This window comes from Streptomyces sp. NPDC003691 (assembly GCF_053981115.1).
On sequence record NZ_JBSFNQ010000033.1, the window covers coordinates 36,613 to 61,016 of the forward strand.

General features: G+C 71.8%; 17 protein-coding genes and 4 tRNA genes. 12 read left to right on the top strand and 9 right to left on the bottom strand.

Going from position 1 to position 24,404, the window contains the following annotated elements:
- The first annotated feature begins 176 nt into the window (after positions 1 to 176).
- Both purF and purM read left to right on the top strand, forming a co-directional pair.
- Complete coding sequence (gene purF, locus ACWDR0_RS17595; RefSeq protein ID WP_456352583.1) at positions 177 to 1,694, top strand: amidophosphoribosyltransferase; 1,518 nt, start codon at positions 177 to 179, stop codon at positions 1,692 to 1,694.
- A 75-nt stretch (positions 1,695 to 1,769) separates the two neighbouring features.
- Positions 1,770 to 2,849 carry a phosphoribosylformylglycinamidine cyclo-ligase gene (purM, locus tag ACWDR0_RS17600; protein WP_456352584.1) on the top strand — a complete coding sequence of 360 codons (1,080 nt, stop codon included), beginning with the start codon at positions 1,770 to 1,772 and terminating at the stop codon, positions 2,847 to 2,849.
- A gap of 312 nt (positions 2,850 to 3,161) precedes the next feature.
- Here the strand turns inward: purM and ACWDR0_RS17605 are convergent, their stop codons facing one another.
- Positions 3,162 to 3,416: a DUF3073 domain-containing protein gene (locus ACWDR0_RS17605; protein ID WP_456352585.1), complete on the bottom strand. Its 255-nt coding sequence runs from the start codon at positions 3,414 to 3,416 to the stop codon at positions 3,162 to 3,164.
- Positions 3,417 to 3,755: 339 nt separating this feature from the next.
- Positions 3,756 to 4,847 carry a Leu/Phe/Val dehydrogenase gene (locus ACWDR0_RS17610; RefSeq protein WP_456352615.1) on the bottom strand — a complete coding sequence of 364 codons (1,092 nt, stop codon included), beginning with the start codon at positions 4,845 to 4,847 and terminating at the stop codon, positions 3,756 to 3,758.
- A gap of 170 nt (positions 4,848 to 5,017) precedes the next feature.
- On the opposite strand from ACWDR0_RS17610, the gene ACWDR0_RS17615 reads away from it, so the two are divergent.
- Together ACWDR0_RS17615 and bldC are read left to right on the top strand one after the other, a co-directional pair.
- Positions 5,018 to 5,863 (top strand): hypothetical protein, encoded by an 846-nt coding sequence (locus tag ACWDR0_RS17615; protein ID WP_456352586.1) that lies wholly within the window; start codon positions 5,018 to 5,020, stop codon positions 5,861 to 5,863.
- Between the two features lie 475 nt (positions 5,864 to 6,338).
- Positions 6,339 to 6,545 (top strand): developmental transcriptional regulator BldC, encoded by a 207-nt coding sequence (gene bldC, locus ACWDR0_RS17620; RefSeq protein ID WP_003949541.1) that lies wholly within the window; start codon positions 6,339 to 6,341, stop codon positions 6,543 to 6,545.
- Between the two features lie 696 nt (positions 6,546 to 7,241).
- Here the strand turns inward: bldC and ACWDR0_RS17625 are convergent.
- A tRNA-Asp gene (locus ACWDR0_RS17625) sits at positions 7,242 to 7,316 on the bottom strand.
- Positions 7,317 to 7,444: 128 nt separating this feature from the next.
- Positions 7,445 to 11,368, bottom strand: coding sequence for an ATP-dependent RNA helicase HrpA (gene hrpA, locus ACWDR0_RS17630; protein ID WP_456352587.1), 3,924 nt, complete (start codon positions 11,366 to 11,368; stop codon positions 7,445 to 7,447).
- A gap of 131 nt (positions 11,369 to 11,499) precedes the next feature.
- Here hrpA and ACWDR0_RS17635 point away from each other — a divergent pair, with 131 nt between their 5' ends.
- From ACWDR0_RS17635 to ACWDR0_RS17645, 3 genes are all read left to right on the top strand, one after another.
- Positions 11,500 to 11,925, top strand: coding sequence for a hypothetical protein (locus ACWDR0_RS17635; RefSeq protein ID WP_456352588.1), 426 nt, complete (start codon positions 11,500 to 11,502; stop codon positions 11,923 to 11,925).
- Positions 11,926 to 12,007: 82 nt separating this feature from the next.
- The gene (locus ACWDR0_RS17640; RefSeq protein WP_456352589.1) at positions 12,008 to 12,874 is read left to right on the top strand and encodes a DsbA family protein; all 867 of its coding nucleotides are present in this window, start codon (positions 12,008 to 12,010) and stop codon (positions 12,872 to 12,874) included.
- Positions 12,871 to 13,746: a cytochrome c biogenesis CcdA family protein gene (locus tag ACWDR0_RS17645; protein ID WP_456352590.1), complete on the top strand. Its 876-nt coding sequence runs from the start codon at positions 12,871 to 12,873 to the stop codon at positions 13,744 to 13,746. Before ACWDR0_RS17640 ends, ACWDR0_RS17645 begins: the two co-directional genes overlap by 4 nt.
- A 58-nt stretch (positions 13,747 to 13,804) precedes the next feature.
- On the opposite strand, the gene ACWDR0_RS17650 is transcribed toward ACWDR0_RS17645, so the two are convergent.
- From ACWDR0_RS17650 to ACWDR0_RS17670, 5 genes are all read right to left on the bottom strand, one after another.
- Positions 13,805 to 13,878 (bottom strand) — tRNA-Phe (locus ACWDR0_RS17650).
- Positions 13,879 to 13,908: 30 nt separating this feature from the next.
- Positions 13,909 to 13,983, bottom strand: a tRNA-Asp gene (locus ACWDR0_RS17655).
- Between the two features lie 45 nt (positions 13,984 to 14,028).
- Positions 14,029 to 14,101: transfer RNA gene (locus ACWDR0_RS17660), tRNA-Glu, on the bottom strand.
- An 80-nt stretch (positions 14,102 to 14,181) separates the two neighbouring features.
- Positions 14,182 to 16,086 (bottom strand): metallophosphoesterase family protein, encoded by a 1,905-nt coding sequence (locus tag ACWDR0_RS17665; protein WP_456352591.1) that lies wholly within the window; start codon positions 16,084 to 16,086, stop codon positions 14,182 to 14,184.
- 156 nt (positions 16,087 to 16,242) lie between these two features.
- A complete protein-coding gene (locus ACWDR0_RS17670; protein ID WP_456352592.1) occupies positions 16,243 to 16,593 on the bottom strand; it encodes a metallopeptidase family protein in 351 nt (116 codons plus the stop codon).
- A 122-nt stretch (positions 16,594 to 16,715) separates the two neighbouring features.
- On the opposite strand from ACWDR0_RS17670, the gene ACWDR0_RS17675 reads away from it, so the two are divergent.
- From ACWDR0_RS17675 to ACWDR0_RS17695, 5 genes are all read left to right on the top strand, one after another.
- Positions 16,716 to 17,261, top strand: coding sequence for a fluoride efflux transporter FluC (locus tag ACWDR0_RS17675; protein WP_456352593.1), 546 nt, complete (start codon positions 16,716 to 16,718; stop codon positions 17,259 to 17,261).
- A complete protein-coding gene (locus ACWDR0_RS17680; RefSeq protein ID WP_456352594.1) occupies positions 17,258 to 17,620 on the top strand; it encodes a fluoride efflux transporter FluC in 363 nt (120 codons plus the stop codon). Before ACWDR0_RS17675 ends, ACWDR0_RS17680 begins: the two co-directional genes overlap by 4 nt.
- A gap of 330 nt (positions 17,621 to 17,950) precedes the next feature.
- Positions 17,951 to 18,535: a hypothetical protein gene (locus ACWDR0_RS17685; protein WP_456352595.1), complete on the top strand. Its 585-nt coding sequence runs from the start codon at positions 17,951 to 17,953 to the stop codon at positions 18,533 to 18,535.
- 308 nt (positions 18,536 to 18,843) lie between these two features.
- The gene (locus ACWDR0_RS17690; protein WP_456352596.1) at positions 18,844 to 21,042 is read left to right on the top strand and encodes a DEAD/DEAH box helicase; all 2,199 of its coding nucleotides are present in this window, start codon (positions 18,844 to 18,846) and stop codon (positions 21,040 to 21,042) included.
- 284 nt (positions 21,043 to 21,326) lie between these two features.
- Entirely contained in the window at positions 21,327 to 24,377 is a 3,051-nt protein-coding gene (locus ACWDR0_RS17695) for an FG-GAP-like repeat-containing protein (protein ID WP_456352597.1), read from the top strand.
- Positions 24,378 to 24,404 lie beyond the last annotated feature (27 nt).

Genomic DNA, 24,404 nt, shown 5'->3' on the forward strand with positions numbered 1-24,404 from the left:
CGGTGCCCCGGGGCACCGGACCGCCCGGCGCCCGCCGCCCGGTCCGCCCGGACCCCTCTCGCGGCGTCCGCGCGGACCCGGCGGCCGTTACACCGCCGCCCGCCCCGGCGGCGGTGTCCACAGATGTGACCTTCGCCAATTCGGACCAGTGGTCGATCTCGCCTACACTCGGAGCCGTGCCACGTGGTGACGGTCGACTCAATCACGATCTGCTCCCCGGCGAGAAGGGCCCCCAGGACGCTTGCGGCGTCTTCGGGGTCTGGGCTCCGGGAGAAGAGGTCGCAAAGCTCACGTACTTCGGGCTCTACGCCCTCCAGCATCGAGGCCAGGAATCCGCGGGTATCGCGGTCAGCAACGGCTCACAGATCCTCGTCTTCAAGGACATGGGACTGGTCTCCCAGGTCTTCGACGAAACCTCCCTCGGCTCCCTCAAGGGACATATCGCCGTCGGACATGCCCGCTATTCGACGACCGGCGCCTCGGTCTGGGAGAACGCCCAGCCCACCTTCCGCGCCACGGCCAACGGCTCCATCGCCCTCGGCCACAACGGAAACCTCGTCAACACCGCGGAGCTGGCCCGGCAGGTCGCCGAGCTGCCCCGCAAGGACGGCCGCGCCACCCAGGTCGCCGCGACCAACGACACGGACCTGGTGACCGCCCTGCTGGCCGGCCAGGTCGACGAGGACGGCAAGCCGCTCTCCATCGAGGAGGCCGCGGCCCGGGTGCTGCCCGGGGTCCGGGGCGCCTTCTCCCTCGTCTTCATGGACGAGTCCACGCTCTACGCCGCCCGGGACCCGCAGGGCATCCGCCCGCTGGTCCTCGGCCGGCTGGACCGCGGCTGGGTCGTCGCCAGCGAGTCCGCCGCCCTCGACATCTGCGGAGCGGTCTTCGTCCGCGAGATCGAGCCGGGCGAGCTGATCGCCATCGACGAGAACGGTATCCGTACCTCTCGATTCGCAGATGCGAAGCCCAAGGGCTGTGTCTTCGAATATGTGTACCTGGCCCGCCCCGATACCGATATCGCCGGGCGGAACGTCTATCTCTCCCGGGTCGAGATGGGCCGGAAGCTGGCCGCCGAGGCCCCCGCCGACGCGGATCTCGTCATAGCGACCCCGGAGTCCGGTACCCCGGCCGCCGTCGGCTACGCGGAGGCCAGCGGTATCCCCTACGGCTCCGGTCTCGTCAAGAACGCCTATGTCGGCCGGACCTTCATCCAGCCCTCCCAGACCATCCGCCAGCTCGGCATCCGCCTCAAGCTCAACCCGCTGCGCGAGGTCATCCGGGGCAAGCGGCTGGTCGTCGTCGACGACTCCATCGTCCGCGGCAACACCCAGCGCGCCCTGGTCAAGATGCTCCGCGAGGCCGGTGCGGCCGAGGTCCACGTACGGATCTCCTCGCCGCCCGTGAAGTGGCCCTGCTTCTTCGGGATCGACTTCGCGACCCGCGCCGAGCTGATCGCCAACGGTATGACCATCGACGAGATCGGGGCCTCCCTGGGCGCCGACTCCCTCGCGTACATCTCCATCGACGGCATGATCGAGGCCACCACGATCGCCAAGCCGAACCTCTGCCGGGCCTGCTTCGACGGCGAGTACCCGATGGAGCTGCCCGATCCCGAGCTGCTGGGCAAGCAACTGCTCGAAACCGAGCTGGCGGGCGGCGCCGACGCCGCCGACGCGCTGCGCCGCCCCTGATGAACGCCCGCCCGGCCTCCCCGATGCCGTCGACGGCGACGGTGCCGCTCCCGGACGACCAGAAAGACCCCTGTCATGACCACTGAGTCCCCCGAGTCCACCGGTGCCAGCTACGCCGCCGCAGGCGTCGACATCGAGGCCGGCGACCGCGCGGTCGAGCTGATGAAGGAGTGGGTGAAGAAGACCCGCCGTCCCGAGGTCCTGGGCGGCATCGGCGGCTTCGCCGGGCTCTTCGACGCCTCCGCCCTCAAGCGCTACGAGCGGCCCCTGCTGGCCTCCGCCACCGACGGCGTCGGCACCAAGGTCGACCTCGCCCGCCGCCTCGGCGTCTACGACACCATCGGCCACGACCTGGTCGGCATGGTCGTCGACGACATCGTGGTCTGCGGTGCCGAGCCGCTCTTCATGACCGACTACATCTGTGTGGGCAAGGTCCACCCGGAGCGGGTCGCCGCGATCGTCAAGGGCATCGCCGAGGGCTGTGTCCTCGCGGGCTGCGCCCTGGTCGGCGGCGAGACCGCCGAGCACCCCGGGCTGCTCGGCGAGGACGAGTTCGACGTCGCGGGCGCCGGTACCGGTGTGGTCGAGGCCGACCGGCTGCTGGGCGCGGATCGTATCCGTAAGGGTGACGTGGTGATCGCGATGGCCTCGTCCGGCCTTCACTCCAACGGGTACTCGCTGGTCCGGCACGTTCTGTTCGACCGCGCGGGCATGGCCCTGGAGCAGCAGGTCGAGGAGTTCGGCCGGACCCTCGGCGAGGAGCTGCTGGAGCCCACCCGGATCTACTCCCTCGACTGTCTTGCACTGACCCGGACCACCGAGGTCCATGCCTACAGCCACATCACCGGCGGCGGTCTGGCGAACAACCTGGCCCGGGTCGTCCCGGACGGGCTGCACGCCGTCGTCGACCGCGGCACCTGGACCCCCGGCCCGGTCTTCGACCTGGTCGGCCGGGCCGGACAGGTCGAGCGCGAAGAGCTGGAGAAGACCCTGAACATGGGCGTCGGCATGATGGCCGTCGTCCCCGGGGAGTCCGTGGACACCGCGCTGACCGTGCTGGCCGACCGGGGCGTGGACGCCTGGGTCGCGGGCGAGATCACCGACCGCGGCGAGCACTCCACGGGTGCCGAGCTCACCGGCGACTACGCGGTCTGACGGTCCCGGAACCCGACGGCGTACGGCAGTGGACCCGGTGCTGGACACCCTCGGGACCGGCGGCGGCACGCCCGGATCCGGCAGCGGTGCGGGCGGTGAACGCGGTGGCGGTACGGCTCCGGGCCGGACCGCCCGCCGCGGCCCGTGCCCCCGGCCCGGAGGCTCCCGCCCCTGTGCCGGAACCGGAGTCCGCCGCGGCCCCGGCCTCTCGGACCCGGGTCTTCCGGCCCCGGCCCGGCGCCCGGGTGCGAACAGCACAGAACCCGGTCCCGGAGCTTTCGCCCCCGGACCGGGTCGGTGGTCAGTGCAGCGTCAAGCGCCGCGGCGCTGCTGCGACGCGGGACCGGACTCGTCGTCCTCGTCCTCGTCGTCGTTGTACAGATCCGCGTACTGTGCGTACGGGTCGTCTTCCTCGTCCTCGTCCTCGAACGGCTCCGCGTTCGGCGGCTGGCTTGAAGAAGATGCGCCCAGCTCGTTGGCCAGTCGTGTCAGGTCGGTGCCGCCGCTGTTGTACTTCAGCTGGCGGGCGACCTTTGTCTGCTTGGCCTTGGCCCGGCCGCGCCCCATGGCTCGACCCCCTCGGTGACGGGGCTCGACGGCCCCAGAGTCTTGACACGCGTTCATGAGTCGGAACGGACTCTCCGTGGAGAGACCGGCCCGTAGGGCTTCAACGGTACCTGCTTCCGCGGCCATACGGTACGCCGCCCGCATGACGTGCCACGTCGCAGAACCCGCGAGGAGCCCCGTCCTCGCTGGTCATCTGCGATATTAACCTCTTCTTGGCGGTGGGCCCGCCCGTCCGGGGTGAGTCTCGTCATTCCGGGGCCCCGGGGACGGGCGAGCGGCGCCGGCCGGGGTGCGCGAGCACGGCCCGCGACGCCCGGCCGCCGTCTGTCGAGCCGACCGTCAGCCGTGTTCCGGGCGGTGTGCCTCGGCCATCCGCCGCTCGGCGATCCGGTCCGCGGCCACCGCCGGGGGAACCCCCTCGGAATTTGCGTGTGCGAAGATTTCCAGGGTGGTGTCGTAGATCCGGGCGGCCTGCGCCTTGCACCGGTCGAAGTCGAAACCGTTCAGCTCGTCGGCGACCTGGATGACCCCGCCGGCGTTCACCACGTAGTCCGGGGCGTAGAGGATCCCGCGGTCGGCGAGGTCCTTCTCCACGCCCGGGTGGGCGAGCTGGTTGTTGGCCGCGCCGCAGACCACCGAGGCGGTGAGCACCGGTACCGAGTGGTCGTCCAGCGCGCCGCCGAGCGCGCAGGGCGCGTAGATGTCCAGCCCCTCGGTACGGATCAGGGCGGCGGTGTCGGGGACGGCGGTCACTCCGGGGTGGCGGTCCAGCACCCGGCGTACGGACTCCTCCAGGACATCCGTGACGATCACCCGGGCACCCTCGTCGACGAGGTGTTTCACCAGGTGATGACCGACCTTGCCGACACCGGCGACACCGACGGTCCGCCCGGCCAGGCCGGGGTCGCCCCACAGCTGCCGGGCGCTGGCCCGCATGCCCTGGTAGACGCCGTAGGCGGTGAGCACCGAGGAGTCCCCGGCGCCGCCGTTCTCGGGGGAGCGGCCGGTGGCCCAGCGGGTGGCCCGGGCGACGACGTCCATATCGGCGACGTACGTCCCCACGTCGCAGGCGGTCACGTACCGGCCGCCGAGGGAGTCCACGAACCGGCCGTAGGCCAGCAGCAGCTCCTCCGACTTCAGGGTCCGCGGATCACCCATGATCACGGCCTTGCCGCCGCCGTGGCCGAGTCCGGCCATGGCGTTCTTGTACGACATCCCGCGCGCCAGGTTCAGCGCGTCGGCGAGGGCCTCCTCCTCGGAGGCGTACGGGTGGAACCGGGTACCGCCGAGGGCCGGGCCCAGGGCGGTGGAGTGGATGGCGATCACGGCCTTGAGGCCGGAGGCGCGGTCCTGGCACAGGACCACCTGCTCGTGCCCGCCCTGGTCGGATCGGAACAGGGTGTGGAGCACGGGGGCGGAGACGCCGGTCATGTCGGTCACGGTGGTGACTCCCAGTACGAAGCGGCGGGTGGGTTTCCCGGGGTGGGGGAAACCCCCAGACGGGACGAGGGTATGTCCTACGGGCACGTAGGTCCGCCCCGGTGCCGAGGATCACCCGGCCGAGGGGTGCAGGAGGGCTCGGGCGTGGAAGTATTTCCGGTATGCCTGCGGTGTCCTCGGTGATCATTCCCTATGCGGCCTATCTGCGGGTGTACGAGCCACTCGCCGCCTTCCAGGAGCCGGAGCGGACCCACTGGGCGCGCTACGCGGCCCGTGGGGAGGCTCCCACGGCCCAGGACGAACTCCTCCGCTCCCTGGCGGACTTGGTGCCCACACCGCCCGTTCCCGTCCCCGTGCGCGAGAGTACCGATGCGTTTGTGGCGGAAGTGGACGGTGTGGCGCTGATCTGCCCCTGGCGGACCCAGCTGCGCAGCCGGCTGGCGCTCCAGGAGGCGACCGGGCGGTTCCCCGCCGCGCTGCTGGACGCGGCCCTGCCGCCGGTGGTGCGGAAGGAGGCCGCCGCGGACTGGGAGCGGTGGCGGGACCGGAATCCGGACGCGCGCCCGTGGATCCGGACCGCGGTCTGGCAGGTGCCGGTGCGCTGGTTCACCCTCTTCGGCGACGAGGAGCGGGACTACGAGCCCGGCGGCGACGGTGCCGGGCCGCCGCGGATGCTCTACCGGACCTCCATGGCGCAGGCCCGGCGGCGGGTGGCCCGGGCGCTGAAGGCGCTGCGGGAGTCCCAGGACGGCGGGCGGCTCACCGCGGGTTTGGTAGATGTAGGGAAGTGGCTGGAGGAATTCCACCCGCGTTCCCTCGTCGAGCTGGACTACGGCGGGCTGGTGCACGCGCTGGCCGGTCCGGCGCTCGCCGCCGACCGTTCCGCGGCGGACGTGGCCGCGGGCATCGCCGCGCTGAAGGCCGGGGACGCGGAGGGGGCGCGGACCGCCTACGCCCGTCTGGTCGACCGCTGGGGGGCCGTGAGGGGTCTTCAGTCCGCGAACTGACCCGGGTCACCGGCCCGGGTCCACCGGCATGGGTCCTAGGTCCCGATCCGGGCCTTTGTGTCAAGCGTGACGGACTGCACTAACAGGGCCCTTGCGCCCAACGCCTACCCTCGTGTCAAAATAGGACAAGGAGTCCGGGGAGGGTTCCTTCCGTCCAAGTGAGGGCGGAACGCTCGGCATTGTGCTCTATGGGGGGTCTGATGGCTCCTGATCGCTCTGTGACTGATCGTCACTGTGGTGTAACTGTCCGCTATGGCATGGTCCATCGGAGTTCCGCCACTGATGAACACCTCGGAGGGCAATTCCAACGGTTTGGCCGTGGCGGCTGGACAGATGGTGTAGTTGTAGTGCCGAGGACAAGCCGTTCGTCCTATTACCGACTCAACCCGCATACGCCATTTCGGGCAACGCGGGTCAAGGTGCAGAATTTAGAGGAAAGAACCGAGAAGGTTCGGTTCTCCCGAGGAGGCCGCTCATGACCGCTCGCACCCCTGACGCCGAGCCGCTGTTGACCCCGGCTGAGGTCGCCACGATGTTCCGTGTGGACCCGAAGACGGTCACCCGCTGGGCCAAGGCAGGGAAGCTCACTTCGATCCGCACGCTCGGCGGCCACCGCCGGTACCGCGAGGCGGAGGTACGCGCACTGCTGGCGGGCATTCCGCAGCAGCGCAGCGAGGCGTAGGCCTCGTACCGGCGAGGTCGGCCACGGTCGGCGGCCTCTGCCGGATCAGGGCGTTCCGGGCCCCAATCCCGGTGAGCCCACCCAAAGCTCCATACGACGGGCGCCCGCCCCAACGGGCTTCTGGTCACTGATCGCGCTGGACTCCGCCGAGTCCAGCGCGATTTTTTTGCGGGGTGGGCGGGAAGCTTATCGGGGCAGTGCAATTGCACATATTAAATTGGTTGGTTGTAAACGACGCCTAAAAACCCGTCCACGCAAAACCTATACGGTGACACCCGTCACATGCTGCAACCCTTGCCAACGTCGAGCGTGTCATCTTCCGAGTCCGCCCGCCATGCCCCCGAGGTCCCCCGTCCCCGGGACCAAGGTCCCGTCTCCCCGGGGCGATATCCGCCTGCCGGCGGGTGGCCTCCAGAGGCTACGGAGCTGCCTCCTCCGCAAGTCGGCCGCCTGCGCCCCTGAAAGCCTCCGGGTGCCCTTGGCGAGGTGGGTGGCCCAGGAGGCGCAACAGGCGCGGGCAGGGCGGAGGCCGGGGCGCTGGGGGTCCCCCCACGCCGCCAGGCGTAGGGGGCGGAACTGCGCGAGCAACCCACTGCGGTCCGCAGACGGCACTCAAGGGTCATGGGAACGGCGCGGGGCCGGCGGCACGCCGAAGGGCCCGCACCTTGATGGCGCGGGCCCTTCGGGGAAACACTGCGGTCCTGACGGGATTTGAACCCGCGGCCTCCACCTTGACAGGGTGGCGAGCACTCCAAACTGCTCCACAGGACCAGATTTTGCGGCCCGATTCCTGCCCTGGGCTGCGAGAAGGACTCTACAGCAGCATCGCCGCTCCGGTCGAACTTGCTCTCCGTGACCGCATCATCACGCCCGTGCGCGCGCCGCACAGGCGCCCGCCGCTACGGCGCGGCCGCGTCGATCGCCTTCACGATCCGCTTGTCCGACACCGGATACGCGGTCCCCAGCGCATGCGCGAAGTAGCTGACCCGCAGCTCCTCGATCATCCAGCGGATGTCGAGGACCTCCTTCGGCACGGGCCGCCCCCGGGGCAGTTGCTCCAGCAGCCAGGCGTACTCGTCCTGCATGTCCTGGACCTTCTCCATGCGCGAGGTGTCGCGCTGGACCGCGGACGGCATCTGGGTCAGCCGCCGGTCCGCGGCGACCAGATAGCGCATCAGGTCGGGGAGCCGGGCCAGGCCGGTGAGGGTGACGAAGCCCGCCGGCATCAGCGTGTCCAGCTGCCGCCGCACATCCGCCCGGTTCGCCGCCAGCGCGGGGCTGGTGGTGGCCTTGAGCCGCCGTTCGCAGGCCTGCCAGGCGGCCAGCACCTGCTGGACCTGGGAGACCGTACGGACGGTGGTGTCGACGAGATCGGCCCGGACGGCGTCGTACAGCTTCCGGAAGGACTCCTCGTCCCACACCGGCCCGCCGTGGTCGGCGATCAGCTTGTCGGCCGCGGCGGTCGCGCAGTCCTCGAAGAGGGCCTGGTTGGAGCCGTGGGGGTTGCTGGAGAGCGCCAGCTTCTGCGGGTTGGTCAGCTTGTCCGAGACGAACTTCGCGGGGTTCACCGGGATATTGCGCAGGACGAGCCGGCGGGTGCCCCGCCACATCGCGGCCCGCTGCTCGGCCTCGGTGTCGAAGAGGCGTACGGAGACGGTGTCGCCGTCGTCGACCAGGGCGGGGTACGCCTTCACCGGCTGCCCGGCCCGCCGGGTCTCGAAGACCTTCGTCAGGGAGCCGATGCTCCACTCCGTGAGGCCGGTGCGCTCGATGGACTCGCCCGCCGGTCCGGCGGCCCCCGCCGCGGCCTGCGAGAGGGCCTGGCGGGCCTTGGGGCGCAGCTTCACCCGCAGGGACTCCAGATCCTTCGCCTCGGCCAGCCTGCGGCGCCGCTCGTCGACGATCCGGAAGGTGATCTTGAGGTGCTCGGGGACCCTGGACAGGTCGAAGTCGTCCGGGCTCACCGGGACGCCGACCATGGCCTTCAGCTCCCGGGCCAGGGTGGCCGTCAGCGGCTCCTGGAGGGGCACGGCCCGCGCCAGGAAGGCCCGCGCATAGTCGGGGGCGGGTACGTAGTGGCGGCGTACCGGCTTGGGCAGGGAGCGGATCAGCTCGGTGACGACCTCGGCGCGCAGTCCGGGGATCTGCCAGTCGAAGCCCTCGTCGGTGACCTGGTTGAGCACCTGGACGGGGATATGGACGGTGACCCCGTCCGCGTCGGCGCCGGGCTCGAACTGGTACGTCACCCGGAACTTCAGCCGGCCCTGGCGCCAGGAGTCCGGATAGTCGTCCTTGGTGACCGCGCCGGCCTTCTCGTTGATGAGCATCTCGCGCTCGAAGTCGAGCAGCTCGGGCTCCTCCTGGCGCTTCTGCTTCCACCAGGAGTCGAAGTGCGCGCCGGAGACGACGTGCGCGGGCACCCGCTGGTCGTAGAAGTCGAAGAGGGTCTCGTCGTCGACGAGGATGTCCCGGCGCCGGGCCCGGTGCTCCAGCTCCTCGACCTCGGTCAGCAGCCGGCGGTTGTCCGCGAAGAACTTGTGGTGGGTGCGCCAGTCGCCCTCCACCAGGGCGTTGCGGAGGAAGAGGTCGCGGGAGGTCTCGGGGTCGATCCGGCCGTAGTTGACCTTCCGCTGGGCGACGATCGGCACGCCGTACAGGGTGACCTTCTCGTACGCCATCACCGCCGCCTGGTCCTTCTCCCAGTGCGGTTCCGAGTAGGTGCGCTTCAGCAGGTGCTGGGCCAGCGGTTCGACCCACTCGGGTTCGATCTTCGCGTTGACCCGGGCCCAGAGCCGGGAGGTCTCCACCAGTTCGGCGGACATCACCAGCCGCGGCGGCTTCTTGAAGAGCGCGGAGCCGGGGAAGACGGCGAACTTCGCGCCGCGGGCCCCCAGATACTCGTTCTTCGCGTCGGTGTCCTTGAGCCCGATATGCGACAAGAGGCCCGCCAGCAGCGAGACATGGACCCCGGCCTCCGGCCCGTCCTCCTCGTTGACCTGGATGCCCAGGGACTTGGCGACCTGCCGCACCTGGGCGTAGATGTCCTGCCACTCGCGGATCCGCAGGAAGTTCAGATACTCCTGCTTGCACATCCGGCGGAAGCTGGAGGAGCCCCGCTCCTTCTGCTGCTCGCGGACGTACCGCCAGAGGTTGAGGAAGGCCAGGAAGTCGGACGTCTCGTCCTTGAAGCGGGCGTGCTGCTGGTCGGCCTGGGTCTGCTTGTCGGCGGGCCGCTCCCGCGGGTCCTGGATGGAGAGCGCCGCGGCGATCACCATCACCTCGCGGACGCAGCCGTTCTTCTCGGCCTCGACGACCATCCGGGCCAGCCGGGGGTCGACCGGGAGCTGGGAGAGCTTCCGGCCGAGCGCCGTCAGCTTCTTTTTGGGGTCTTTCTGCGCCGGGTCGAAGGCGCCCAGCTCCTGGAGCAGCTGCACACCGTCCCGGATATTGCGGTGGTCCGGCGGGTCGATAAAGGGGAACTTCTCGATGTCGCCGAGCCCGGCGGCCGTCATCTGGAGGATGACCGACGCCAGATTGGTCCGGAGGATCTCGGCGTCCGTGAACTCCGGGCGGGCCTCGAAGTCGTCCTCGGAGTAGAGCCGGATGCAGATTCCGTCGGAGGTACGGCCGCAGCGGCCCTTGCGCTGGTTGGCGCTGGCCTGGCTGATCCGTTCGATCGGCAGCCGCTGGACCTTGGTGCGGTGGCTGTAGCGGGAGATCCGGGCGGTGCCCGGGTCGATGACGTACTTGATGCCGGGGACGGTCAGCGAGGTCTCGGCGACGTTCGTCGCCAGAACGATCCTGCGGCCGGTGTGCGGCTGGAAGACGCGGTGCTGTTCGGCGTGGGAGAGCCGGGCGTAGAGCGGCAGTACCTCGGTGAAGCGGTACTGCCTCTTGTTGAGCGCGTCCGCGGTGTCGCGGATCTCGCGCTCGCCGGAGAGGAAGACCAGGATGTCGCCCTTGCCCTCGGCCATCAGCTCCTCGGCGGCCTCGCAGATCGCGGTGATCTGGTCGCGGTCGCTCTCTTCGGACTCCTCCTCCAGGAGGGGCCGGTAGCGGACCTCCACCGGATAGGTCCGCCCGCTGACCTCGACGATCGGGGCGTCGCCGAAGTGGCGGGAGAACCGCTCCGGGTCGATCGTCGCGGAGGTGATGACCACCTTCAGATCGGGCCGCCTGGGCAGCAGCTGCGCCAGATAGCCGAGCAGGAAGTCGATATTGAGGGACCGCTCGTGCGCCTCGTCGATGATGATCGTGTCGTAGGCGCGCAGTTCGCGGTCGGTCTGGATCTCCGCGAGCAGGATGCCGTCCGTCATCAGCTTCACGAAGGTCGCGTCCTGGTTCACCTGGTCGGTGAAGCGGACCTTCCAGCCGACGGCCTCGCCCAGCGGGGTGCGCAGCTCGTCGGCGATGCGCTCGGCGACCGTACGGGCGGCGATCCGGCGCGGCTGGGTGTGGCCGATCATGCCCCGGACGCCCCGGCCCAGCTCCAGGCAGATCTTCGGGATCTGGGTGGTCTTGCCGGAGCCCGTCTCACCCGCGACGATCACGACCTGGTGGTCCCGTATCGCCTCCAGGATCTCGTCCCGTTTCAGGCTGACGGGCAGTTGCTCCGGGTACGTCACCTCCGGTAGCCGTGCGGCGCGGGCGGCGGTCCGGGCCGCGGCCTTCTCCGCCTCGGCGGCGATCTCGTCCAGCACGGCCTGCCGCGCCTCGGGCTTACGGATGCGGCGGGCGCCTTCGAGTCGGCGGCCGAGCCGGTGGGCGTCCCGCAGCGGGGCCCCGGCCAGCAGCGTCTGAAGGTCGGCGAAGGAAGTAGACATACGGTCTCCAGCATCGCACCCCCGGGAAACGGAGGGCTAACGCATTTCACTGCTCTTCCGGTCTTTGGTGCAGTATGGAGCGATCGTTCACCACCGTCGCCGGACGGGACGTCCGAGGGGGACCCGCTTCCATGCCGCCGCAGCCACCGCGCCCGGGCCGGGCCCGTCCGCGGCCGGCCGGGACGGTCTCCGCCGTACGCGGCGCACCCGCCGTGCTCGCGGTGCTGGCGACCGTCCTGCTGGTGCTCTGCCCCGCGCTCGGCGCGGCGGGTGCGGCCGAGCGGTCCCAGGAGGCCGGGGACCGGACCGTCGTGACGGCCCCGGAGGGCGCCGCCGGCTGCGGCAACGGCGCCGGGGGCGGGGAGCGCGACGCGCAGCCCGCGACCCCGCCGCGCGGACCGGGCTCCCACGAGCCGCCGCCGTCCGCCCCGTACGAGCCGCACTGCGGTACGCCCGCCCACGGGCGGGGTGCCGCCGCGGCCGGTCCGGCCCTGGACGGGCGGCCGCCGCCGCTGGTGCCCCTCTCTCCGGAGCAACGGTCGATCCTGCGCGTATAGGCCGGGAAGGCATGCCCTCGTTCAGCGAAAGCCGAGGCTTTTGCCCGGCTTCTTCCCGTCTTTCGTTCAGGAGCGTTCCCCTATGCCGTCGACCCCTGCCACCCGGCGCAAGCCCCTGCTGATCGGCGCGGGCGTACTGACCGCCGCGCTGGCGCTCGGTCTCGCCTCGTACACCGCGACCCGCCCCGACGACCCGGCGGCCACGGTCAAGGGCACCGGCGCCACCGCCTCCGGCACCCCCCGGCCCGGTGAGGCCCCCGCCACCGCCGAGGAGAAGACCGGGGTCTACCCCGAGCTGGAGAAGCTGGCCCGCCGCGACGCCGCCGACGGACTCGCCGTGGGACGCGCCGACGCACCCGTCGTCCTGATCGAGTACGCCGACTTCCAGTGCGGCTTCTGCGGCAAGTTCGCCCGCGACACCGAGCCCGCACTGATCAAGGAGTACGTCGACAAGGGCGCGCTGCGCATCGAATGGCGCAACTTCCCGATCTTCGGCGAACCCTCCGAGAACGCCGCCCGCGGCGCCTGGGCCGCCTCCCGCCAGGGCCGGTTCTGGGAGTACCACGCCGCCGCCTACGCCAAGGGTTCCAAGGAGAAGGGCTTCTCCGCCGCCCGGGTGAAGGAGCTGGCCGGACAGGCGGGCGTGCCCGACCTGGAGCGGTTCGCCCGGGACATGGAGAGCGACGCCGCGAAGCGGTCCGTCAAGCGCGACCAGGACGAGGCGTACGGACTGGGCGCCACCTCCACCCCGTCCTTCCTGATCAACGGCCGGCCGATCGCGGGGGCCCAGCCCGAGCAGACCTTCACCGAGGCCATCGAGGCCGCGCTGAAGGCCGCGGGCGGCGCGGGCACCGGTACCGCCAAGTCCGGCGGCTCCGCGAAGTCCGGTGGTTCCGGTACGGCGGAGTCCGGCACCCCGGCCGCCCCCGGCAGCGGCTCGGGATCATGACCGAGATCGGCTATCTGGCCGCTTTCCTCGGCGGTCTGCTCGCCCTGATCAGCCCGTGCAGCGCCCTGCTGCTGCCGGCCTTCTTCGCGTACTCCCTCGACTCGGCCGGGCGGCTGCTGGCCCGTACCGGAATCTTCTACGCCGGACTGGCCACCACCCTGGTCCCGCTCGGTGTCGCCGGTTCGTACGCCGCCCGCTTCTTCTACGGAAACCGCGATCTGCTGGTCGCCGTCGGCGGCTGGACGATCATCGCGCTGGGCGTGGCGCAGCTCTTCGGCCTCGGCTTCGCCTCCCGCAGGCTGGCCGCCCTCTCCGGCCGGATCCGCCCCACCACGGCGGCCCCGGTCTACGCCCTCGGGCTGGTCTACGGCTTCGCGGGCTTCTGCGCCGGGCCGATCCTCGGCAGTGTGCTCACGGTCTCGGCGTTCAGCGGCAGCCCCGTCTACGGCGGGCTGCTGCTGGCCGTCTACGCCCTCGGGATGGCCGTACCGCTGTTCTTCCTGGCCCTGCTCTGGGACCGCTTCGACCTGGGGCGGCGGCGCTGGCTCCGGGGCCGCGGCTTCTCCGTGGGCCGGCTGCGGCTGCACACCACCTCGCTGCTCTCCGGGCTGTTCTTCGTGCTGCTCGGGGTGCTCTTCCTGGTCTTCGACGGGGCGACCGCCCTGCCGGGCCTGGTCTCCGTGGACCGCTCCTTCGCCGCGGAGCAGTGGGCGGGCGAGGTGGGGGCCGCGGTACCGGACTGGGCGCTGCTGACGGGAGTGGTGGCGGTGGCCGGCGCGGTCCTCGCGGTCCGCGCCGCCCGGCGCCGTACCCCCGCCGACGCGGGCGGCGCGGACGGGGCGCACGGGGCGAACAGGGTGGAGGAGGCGTAGGGAGCCGGAAACGCATTCGGGCCCCGTCCTGGAGGACGGGGCCCGAATGGTGAAGAAGTGGCTGGGGCCGGGATCGAACCGGCGACCTATCGCTTTTCAGGCGATCGCTCGTACCAACTGAGCTACCCAGCCATACAACTGTGCTGTTCGCACGAGCTGTAGCGGTCCTGACGGGATTTGAACCCGCGGCCTCCACCTTGACAGGGTGGCGAGCACTCCAAACTGCTCCACAGGACCAGGTGATGCATACTGCGCGAGTCGTATTCTCGCACAGGTGTTGCGTGCCCCCAACGGGATTCGAACCCGTGCTACCGCCTTGAAAGGGCGGCGTCCTGGGCCACTAGACGATGAGGGCTAAGGGCCCACCTGGGCGCTTCTCAGCGCGTCGGGGACGTGAGAAGCATATGGGATGGCGGGAGGTATCGCCAAAACGGTTTACGGCACCGGGGAACGAACGGCTCCGGAAGGCCGCCCGGAGGGGGGTCCGGGGGAGCTGGGGGAGGGGGCCGGGACCCGGTCCTGGGCCGAGGTGCGGCCCGAACGGTCCGGGGCCGGGGACGTTCCCGGGACCCGGTCCGGGGCCGGTTTCGGGAAGGGGTCCGGGGACGGTTCCGCGCCGGGTTTGTTCTCCTCCGGCAGATGCCTGCTGACTTCGGCCGTCGTCAGCCCCAGCCCGCCCAGCACGATCTCGTCCCAGGCCCGGAGCCGCTTCGTCGTCCGGTCCAGATAGAGCACCGAGGCCCGGACCTTCTCCGGCTTCTCGTTCTGCACCGCCCGCAGCCCGCCGCCGCCGGTCGACCCCTCCACCTTCAGCCGGGTGCCGAACCTCATCACCTCCACCTGCCGCCGGTGGAGATGCCCGGCGAGGACCAGGGGGACCGTCCCGTCGGTCTCCCGGGCCGCGACCGGATTGTGTGCCACCGCGAGGTCGACCGGGGTGCCCGCGCGGGCCTGGTCGCGGATCGCGGACGCCAGCCGGATGCCCGCCATCCGCTCCGCCGGAGCGCCCTCGGCCGCCTTCGAGCGGTCCGGGGTGAACTGCGGGTCGCCGGTCCCGGCGATCCGGAGCCCGCCGACGGTGGCGGCCCGCCCCTCGTCCAGGACCGTGACGTTCTTCATCCGGGACAGATAGGCCTGGGTGGTCCGGGAGTCGTGGTTGCCGCGCACCCAGACATAGGGCGCGCCCAGATCGCGGATCGGGTCGAGGAAGGAGTTCTCGGCGGCCGAGCCGTGGTCCATGGTGTCGCCCGAGTCGACGATGACGTCGATCCGGTACTGCTCGACCAGTGAGGCGATGATGTGCCAGGCGGCCGGGTTGAGATGGATGTCCGAGACGTGCAGGACCCGGATGCCGGCCGGGTCCGGCCGGTACGCCGGCAGGTTCGAGGTGGCGTCGTACAGCTTTGTCACATTGGTGACCAGCCGGGCCAGCTCCTGCTGGTAGACGTCGAACTCGGTGACGATCGACCGCGCGTTGCCGATCAGGGAGGGCGCGCTGGTCAGCAGCCCGGAGTAGCGCGGCTCCAGTACCGAGCGGGGGTTCCAGGTCGCCACCGCGACGGCGGTGGAGGCGGCCAGCAGCGCAAGCGCCAGACCGCCCGCGGCCAGGGCCCGGCGCGGGCGGCGGTACACCACGAGCCCGAGGGCGGTGGCGCCCGTCACGACGGCCGTGGCCGACCGTACGGCCAGCTCCGTCGTCCCGGCGAGGACATCGGCCGCCACCTCCTCCTCCAGCCCGGAGAGCCGCTCCGGATGCTCGACCAGCGCGGTCGACCTGGCCGGGTCGAGCTGCTTCACCTCGACGTCGAGCCGGAGGGGCGCGGTATGGGAGGCCAGCTCCAGCGCGCCGAGCGGGGAGACGTTGATCCGGGTGCCGCCGTCCGGATCGGGGCGCAGGGCCATGCTCGTCTCCATCGGCCCGACCTCGGTCTGGACGCTGCCGACGACCAGCAGCCCCAGCCAGGCCCCGAGCCCGGCGACGACGGCGAGCCCGAGGGCCCGCCGCCAGGCCCGCGGCGGCCCGGCCCGGAGCCGGGCGGCTGTCCTGTGGACGGGGGTACGGCGCCGGGGTGCGAGGGCCCGCTGGACGAGGGCCCGGAGCCGGGCGGTGGTCCCGCGGGCGGCGGCCCTCCGGAGGGCCGCCCGGAGCAGGGGCGGGGTCCGGTGCTGCCCGGGTGCGGCCCGGTGTTTCGGCGTACGGAGCCGGGCCGCGGCCCGCCGTATCCGGATACGGAGCCGGGCCGCGGCCCGCCGTATCCGGATACGGAGCCGAGCGGCGGCCGGGCGGGCGCGCGGGAGCCGGTTCCGGGACGGCCTGGCGGGTTCCGAGGGGCCTGTCATTGGGCCCGTATGCCCGGCACCGCGGACCGGTATGCCCCCCGCCGCGGGTACGCCGGGGGCGCGCCCGCCCGGGGAGCGCGGCCCTGCCGGGCGGGGCGCGGCGGCCGCCCCGGCTCGTGCGCCGGGGCCGCCCGGACGACCCGGTGGCCGGAGGGGTCAGCCCCAGCCCAGCTCGTGGAGGCGGTCGTCCTCGATGCCGAAGTGGTGGGCGATCTCGTGGACCACGGTCACCGCCACCTCGTGGACCACGTCCTCCGGGGTCTCGCAGTAGCGGAGCGTCGGACCCATGTAGATGGAGATACGGTCCGGCAGCACCCCCGCGTACCACTCGCCGCGCTCCGTGAGCGGAGTGCCCTCGTACAGCCCCAGCAGCTCGGGGTCGGACGGGTCGGGTTCGTCCTCCACGAACACGGCCACGTTGTCCATCACCTTGGTCAGCTCCGGCGGAATCGAGTCCAGCGCTTCGCTCACCAGCTCTTCGAACGCCTCACGCGTCATCTCCAGCACACGGCCATTCTGCGTGACCGGCCGTCCCGGCGGGCGGGGGCGGCCGGTTCGGGCCGGCCGGGCGCGATCCGGACCGGGCGGCGGACCGGGCGGAGGGGCGGGCGGCACGGGAGAATGCGGCTGTGCCGCCGCCGTCTTCACCGCCCCCGCCGCCTCCTCCACCACTCCCGTCCGGCGCCGGAGGCGGCCCGGTCCCGGTCCCCGTCGACCCGGACGTCGATCTGCACGTCCCCGCCCAGCGTGCCGAGACCGCCGGGGCGCATCTGCTGCTGGTGCTCGCCGCCGTCGCGGCGGGCGGGGTCGTCGGCGCGCTCGCCCGCTATGCGGCGGTACGGGCCTGGCCCGGCGACCCGGCCTCGGCGCCGCTGGTCACGCTCGGGGTCAATGTCCTCGGCTCGTTCCTGATCGGGGTGCTGATGGTGCTGGTCGCCGAGGGCGGCCGGACCCCGCATCCGCTGCTCCGGCCGTTCGCCGGGACCGGAGTGCTCGGCGGGTTCACCACCTTCTCCGCGTACGCCCTCGACACCCGCGAGCTGCTGGTGCGCGGGGAGGCCGCGGCGGCCTTCGGCTACGCGGCCGGGACGCTCCTGAGCTGTCTCGGCGCGGTCTGGGCGGCGGTGGCCCTGACCCGCCGCGCGACCGGCTGGCGGCCGGGGGTGGACCGGTGACCTGGCTGCTGGTCGCGCTCGGTGCCGCCGTGGGCGCGCCGCTGCGGTATCTGACCGACCGGGCGGTGCAGTCCCGGCACGATTCGGTGTTCCCCTGGGGCACCCTGACCGTCAACGCCGCCGGCTGCCTCGTCCTCGGCGCGGCCGCGGGCGCCGCCGTCTCCTCCGGGCTGTACGCCCTGCTGGGGACGGGCCTGTGCGGTGCGCTGAGCACGTACTCGACCTTCTCCTACGAGACCGTGCGGCTGGCGGAGACCGGACGGTGGCCCCTGGCCGCGGCGAATGTCGTGGCCTCCGTGCTCGTGGGCACCGGGGCGCTGGTCCTGGGGGCGGAGCTGGCGGGAGCCGTCCGGGGTTAGCCCTTCACCGCCCGCCCGCCTGCCGGACCGATCCGCTCCGGCAGGAACTTCCGAGCGTGCCGCTCCCGCAGGCGTCGCGGTGGTCGGCGTCCCGGTGGTCGGCGGCGCGTTGGTCGCAGTCCGGGGGCGCACGGGGCGCGGAAGCCGGGCCGCAGTCGTGTCCTCGTCAGATCCTGGTGCGTGTCCCCGGCGGGCCGACGGGAGTTGGGCAGGGAGACCCGCGTACGGGAACGAGCCCCGCGCGCGGTGCGCGGCCCGTGTCCGAGCGCCCCCGAGCGCCCGGGCGCATACCGCGCGCCCCTGTTCCCGCCCTGCTCCGGAGGTGCCCCCGTGCGCCAGTCGTCCGTCCCCGGCCGTGTGGCCGCCGCCTTCGCCGTCTCGCTCGCGCTCGCCGCATCGGCCGGGTGCATGAGCGTCGGTGACGACGAACGGGCCAAGCCCGCGCCCAGCGGCTCGCCCGACCGTCGCGGCACCGTCGCGGACCCGGACGGCGGCTACGAGCACCCCGGCGGACGGCACCCGGACGGCACCGGCCGCCACCGGGACTCCGGGAAGCCCGGCGAGGCGGCCCGCAAGGACGGCCGGCCCGAGCTGAAGCCGAGCGCCAGCGCCTCGGCCGCGCCCGAGGGCCCCCGGCCCGGCCCGGGGGCCGAGCGGCCGCAGCCGCAGCCGGGAGCGCCGAAGCCGACCGCGCCGCGGCCCACCCCGTCGGCCGAGGAGCCGGTGGATCCGCCGGTGGACCCGCCCGTGGAGGAGCCCACGGACCCGCCGGTCTCGGAGCCGCCGCAGCCGACCGATCCGCCGTCGGCCTCGTCGGCGCCGGAGGTGCACGCGGGGGCGATGAAACTGGTGGACGCGGACGGCCGGGGGATGCGAGGACGGCCGGAGGCGTCACCCCAGCCGGGCCCGGCCTGAGCCCGGCCCGGGGCAGCCCCGAGTCGGCCCCGGGGCGGAAGGGGCCGGCGGGAGGCATGTGACGCAGGAGTGAGCGACCGGTCACCGGTGGTCGCCGCTGTGTAACGGGGGTCACGCCGTCGCGGTTTGCCTTGGGCGGGGGAGGGTGCGTATGGTGGTAGATCGTTTGATCCCATTGCCCGGCGCCGATAAGAGCGCGCCGTGTGGCGCGTATCCCCCTGAGCCGTGGCTGACCGCATCGAGGCGGTCGTTTGTGAAAACACGGAGTTTGGGCGCGTGCCGAGACTCCGGAAGGTTTCGCATTTCGCATGTCCACTTTTGCTTCTGATCAGATCGCCGTGTCCGAGGACGAGTCCGTCGAGGTCGTCGAGACCACCGAGTCCGCCGAGACCGTCGCCGCCGACATCACCGCCGCCGACATCGACGACACCGTTGACGCCGACGCCGACGCCGACGCCGACGTCGAGATCGACTCCGCCGAAGACGACGCCGAGCCCGGCATCACCTTCGCGGACCTCGGTCTGCCCGAGGGCGTCGTGCGCAAGCTCGCCCAGAACGGTGTGACGACCCCCTTCCCGATCCAGGCGGCGACCATCCCGGACGCCCTGGCCGGCAAGGACATCCTCGGCCGCGGCCGGACCGGCTCCGGCAAGACGCTCTCCTTCGGTCTCCCCCTGCTGGCCACCCTCTCCGAGGGCCGCACGGAGAAGAAGAAGCCCCGCGGTGTCATCCTGACCCCGACCCGCGAGCTGGCGATGCAGGTCGCCGACGCCCTTCAGCCGTACGGCGACGTCCTCGGCCTCAAGATGAAGGTCGTCTGCGGCGGTACGTCCATGGGCAACCAGATCTACGCCCTGGAGCGCGGCGTCGACATCCTCGTCGCCACCCCGGGCCGTCTCCGCGACATCATCAACCGCGGTGCCTGCTCCCTGGAGCAGGTCCAGGTCGCCATCCTCGACGAGGCCGACCAGATGTCCGACCTCGGCTTCCTGCCCGAGGTGACCGAGCTGCTCGACCAGGTCCCGGCCGGCGGCCAGCGGATGCTCTTCTCCGCCACCATGGAGAACGAGATCACCACCCTGGTGAAGCGCTACCTCAACAACCCGGTCAGCCACGAGGTCGACAGCGCCCAGGGCAATGTCACCACCATGACCCACCACGTCCTCGTCGTGAAGCCGAAGGACAAGGCCCCGGTCACCGCCGCCATCGCGGCCCGCAAGGGCCGGACGATCATCTTCGTCCGCACCCAGCTCGGCGCCGACCGCGTCGCCGAGCAGCTGCGCGAGTCCGGTGTGAAGTCCGACGCGCTGCACGGCGGTATGACGCAGGGCGCGCGGACGCGCACCCTCGCCGACTTCAAGGACGGGTACGTCAATGTGCTCGTCGCCACCGACGTCGCCGCCCGCGGTATCCACGTCGACGGCATCGACCTGGTCCTGAACGTGGACCCGGCCGGTGACCACAAGGACTACCTGCACCGCTCCGGCCGTACCGCCCGCGCGGGCAAGTCCGGCACGGTCGTCTCCCTCTCCCTGCCCCACCAGCGCCGCCAGATCTTCCGGCTGATGGAGGACGCGGGCGTGGACGCCTCCCGCCACATCGTGGGCGGCGCCGGTGCCTTCGACCCCGAGGTCGCCGAGATCACCGGCGCCCGGTCGCTGACCGAGGTGCAGGCCGACTCCGCGAACAACGCCGCCAAGCAGGCCGAGCGCGAGGTCGCCGAGCTGAACCGCCAGCTGGAGCGGGTGCAGCGGCGCGCGGTCGAACTGCGTGACGAGGCCGACCGTCTGGTCGCCCGGGCCGCGCGCGAGCGGGGCGACGACCCCGAGGCCGCGGTGGCCGAGGTGGCCGGCGCGGTGGAGGCCGAGCTGGAGGCGGAGGCCGCGGCTGCTGCCGCCGCCGCGAAGAAGGAGCGCGAGGAGCGGTCCTTCGAGGGTTCGCGCCGGGACGAGCGGGGCAACTTCGAGCGCCGCGACCGTCGTGACGACCGTCGCGACGACCGCCCGTCGGGTGGTTTCCGCCGCGATGACCGTCGTGACGACCGTCCGTTCAACCGCGACCGTCGTGACGAGCGCCCGTCCGGTGGTTTCCGCCGCGACGACCGCCCCTCCGGCGGCTTCCGTCGTGACGACCGTCGCGACGACCGCCCGTCGGGTGGTTTCCGCCGCGATGACCGTCGTGACGACCGTCCGTTCAACCGCGACCGTCGTGACGAGCGCCCGTCCGGTGGTTTCCGCCGCGACGACCGCCCGTCCTTCGACCGCGACCGTCGTGACGACCGCCCCTCGGGTGGCTTCCGCCGTGACGACCGTCCGAGCGGTCACCGCGGCAGCGACCGTCCGTTCAACCGCGACCGTCGTGACGACCGTCCCTCCGGCGGCTTCCGCTCCGGCTCCTCGGACCGTCCGTACGGCCGCCGTGACGACCACCGCGGCACCGGTACCGGCAGTGGCTCCGGCTCGTTCGGCCGCCGCGACGACAAGCCGCGCTGGAAGCGCAACGGCTGACCGAAAGCCACCGCTTCACCCGTAGCAGGCGACAGGGCCCGCACCCCGGACAGGGGGTGCGGGCCCTGTCCCGTTTCCGCCCCGATGAGTCCGCCGATATCCCGCCGGTAATAGGTGCGCCAACCACCGATGCCGTTGCTACGATGTGCGCCACCCGGGACGGGAGTTACTCACCGGCAGCGGCCCGACAGCGTCCGCTCCTCCCGTCGTCCGTGGGTCTATCGATGCAGGACGGATCCGTCATGCCGCTTTTGCGGTACCGCGGTTCCAGGGGAGGGGATTCCTTGCAGCACCACTACGGCCGGTCTCGTACGGCCATCCGTCGCTCCGTCGCGACGGCCGTCACGGTCGCGCTGGGCGCGGGCCTGGTCACGGCGCTCGCACCGGCCGCGACGGCCGCGCCCGCGGCACCGGCCACGACTCCGCAGGCGAACACCGCGGGTGAGGCCGTACTGCCGCCGCAGGACCGTGTCGTACCCGATCGCGTGATGGTGTACGACGCGGGCCCCACCGGCTACGGGGCCAAGGTCGAGGGCAGCAGCACACGCGTCTGGACCGACTTCGCGACAGGCGCGACCCGGCCCATCGACAACGAGTCCGGGCACTCCGGGCTCCGGGACGTCCTTACGGAGGCCGCGGACGGCACCCAGACCGTCACCGTCACCGACCAGGCCACGGGCGACAAGACCGTCTACCGGCTGCCCTCGGGCGTCTACTACTCGGGTGCTTACACCCATGGCGCGATCGTCGTCTTCCGGATCGACGCCGAAGGCACGCTCGTGTCGATGGGCATCCTGCGGCAGACCGCCGACGGCACCACCGCGGAGACCCCGATCACCGGTTTCCCGGCGAACAGCAGGTTCCCGTTCTCCACTCCGAACGACCAGACCGGCTTCGCGGCCACTTTCAATATCTGGAGCCGCTACGGCGACGCCTCGACGGACTGGATCCTCGACTACAGCACCGCCCGGCTGACCAAGCTCCCCCGCTCCGTCGGAGGAGGCAGCTACCAGCCCGGTCTGCACCAGGTGATCACCGACAGGGACTTCTTCGCCAACAAGATCACCACTTTTGACCTGCGCAACCCGGACGCGGCACCCGTGGTGACCGAAATCCCCAAGCGACAGGGCCCCGAAGAGAACTTCGCCGGGATCTACGCCATCGGCGACACGCTCCTCGTCAGCCGCCGGATCAACTCGCACGCACACGGCACGGTGCCCGGTGCGAAGCTGTACGCGGTCCCCATCGGGAACACGGGCGAGCCGCGGGAACTGCTGCGCTACGCGACCGAACAGCTCGTTCCGGCCCCCGACGGCAGCGTGCTCGTCACGGGCGGCAGTGGTTCCGGGGACTGGGCCGTGCGGCGGATCTCCGCGGACGCGGACGGCACCCTCAAACTGACCACCGCACACCGGCTCCCCTCGCCGCCCGCGACCATCGAGGGCCTCGCGCTCGGCGGTGGCAGGCTCAGCTACGTGGCGCAGCCGGAGGGAAGCCAGGGGCGGACCCTCTACAGCCACGACGTCACCGGTTCCGGCACCCCCGTCATTGGCGCACGGGACAAGGGATCCCTGAGTGCCACCCCGGTCAAGGGCGAGCTGCACTCCCTCGGCGACGGCCGCACGGCCTTCACGAGCGAGGCCGGGCTCCGGGTGCCCAACCCGGACGGTAGCTCCAGCTCGGTCGATGTGCCCTGGCCGGCGACGCTGGACGAGGCGAGCGGTCGCTATGTGGTCCTCACCGGCGGCGACAGCCGGCAGCACATCGGCGATCTGCGGATGCACTACGGCAAAAATGTCGTGCTGTCGCGGACCAAGACGGCCGCTTCGGTCTGGGGCAGCACCCTGTGGACGCCCGGCAAGACGGTCGGCAGCGTCGTCCCGTACGACCTGAAGACCAAGAAGACGGGTGCGGAGCTGAGGCTGAACCCCGGCTGCATACCGGACAAGCTCCAGGCTGTGGACCGCTGGCTGTACTGGGACTGCACATCGGAGCGGGCGGCCGGCGCCTATGACCGGACCACGGGCCGCAGCTCCCTGGTGATCTCCGGCGGCAACGCCCGGCTCGGCGACGGCTTCGTCGTCCGCCAGGACGGCACCACACTCCAGCTCACCAACCTCCACACCGGCACCACCGCCCCGTTCGCCACCGTCCCCGCGAATGCGAAGTGGGCGGTCGACAAGTTCGGCGGCCATGTCGCGTACACGGATGCCGAGCAGGGCATCCGGGTCCGTACGGTGGACGTGCCGCGCAGCCCGCTCGCGGTCGCCGAGTCCGAGATCGACAGCGCGTTCACCCTCGCGGCCTCCGCCCAGGACCGGGTCTGGAACGGGCGCTGGCAGCTCAGCCGCCCGGCGACCTCCTGGTCCGTGACGGTGAAGAACGCGACGGGTTCCGTCGTACGGACTCTGGCGCAGGGTTCCGTACCGCAGACGGGTGCGCAGCTCAGCGCCGTCTGGGACGGGAAGAACACGGCCGGCCGGACCCTGCCCAACGGCAAGTACGGCATCACCCTGACGGTCGACGGGCGCCCGCTGGTCAGCAACTGGACCACGCTCTCCGGCAGCCACGACGCTCCGCGCGACTTCAACGCCGACGGTGTGCCCGAGGTGGTCACCCGCCTCGGCGCCGACCTCACCGCCCACCAGGGTCTGGTGAAGACCGCCACGGGCGGCACCGTGCAGCGGGTCTCCAAGGGCTGGAAGAACATCACCGCCGTCCTGCCCATGGGCGATATGAACAACCAGGGCTGTGACGACCTCGTGGTCCGCAATACGGCGGGCGAGCTGTGGCGCCATGAGGGCGCGTGCGCCGGGCTGCCCGGTCCCACCTCCGCCAGGGTCCGGATCGGCGGAGGCTTCGCGGCCTTCGACACGATCCTGCCCGCGGGTGATCTGACCGGTGACGGCCGGGGTGATCTGCTGGCCCGCAAGCCGGACGGCAAGCTGTTCGTCTACGCGATCACCGCGACCGGGACGCTGCGCTCGGCGGGGGTCCTCAGCGGCTCCTTCAAGGGCCTCACCCTGATTGCCCCCGGTGATCTGACCGGCGACCGCCGTGCGGATCTGCTGGCGCGGGACGCGGGTGGTGAGCTGTGGCGCTACAACGGCACCGGCAAGGGCACCCTGGGTGCGAAGACCCTGGTCCAGAAGGACTGGGCGGTCACCAGCAAGGCGTTCGCGGGCGTCGGCGACCTCAACAGTGACGGCAACGCGGACCTGGTCTCCCGGGACACGACGGGCCGCCTCTGGCAGCACCTCGGCACCGGCAAGGGCACGCTGAACGCGCCCGCTCAGGTCGGCACGGGCTGGCAGCGGTACACCTCCCTGCACTGACCCTTCCCTACGACCACCAGGACAGGG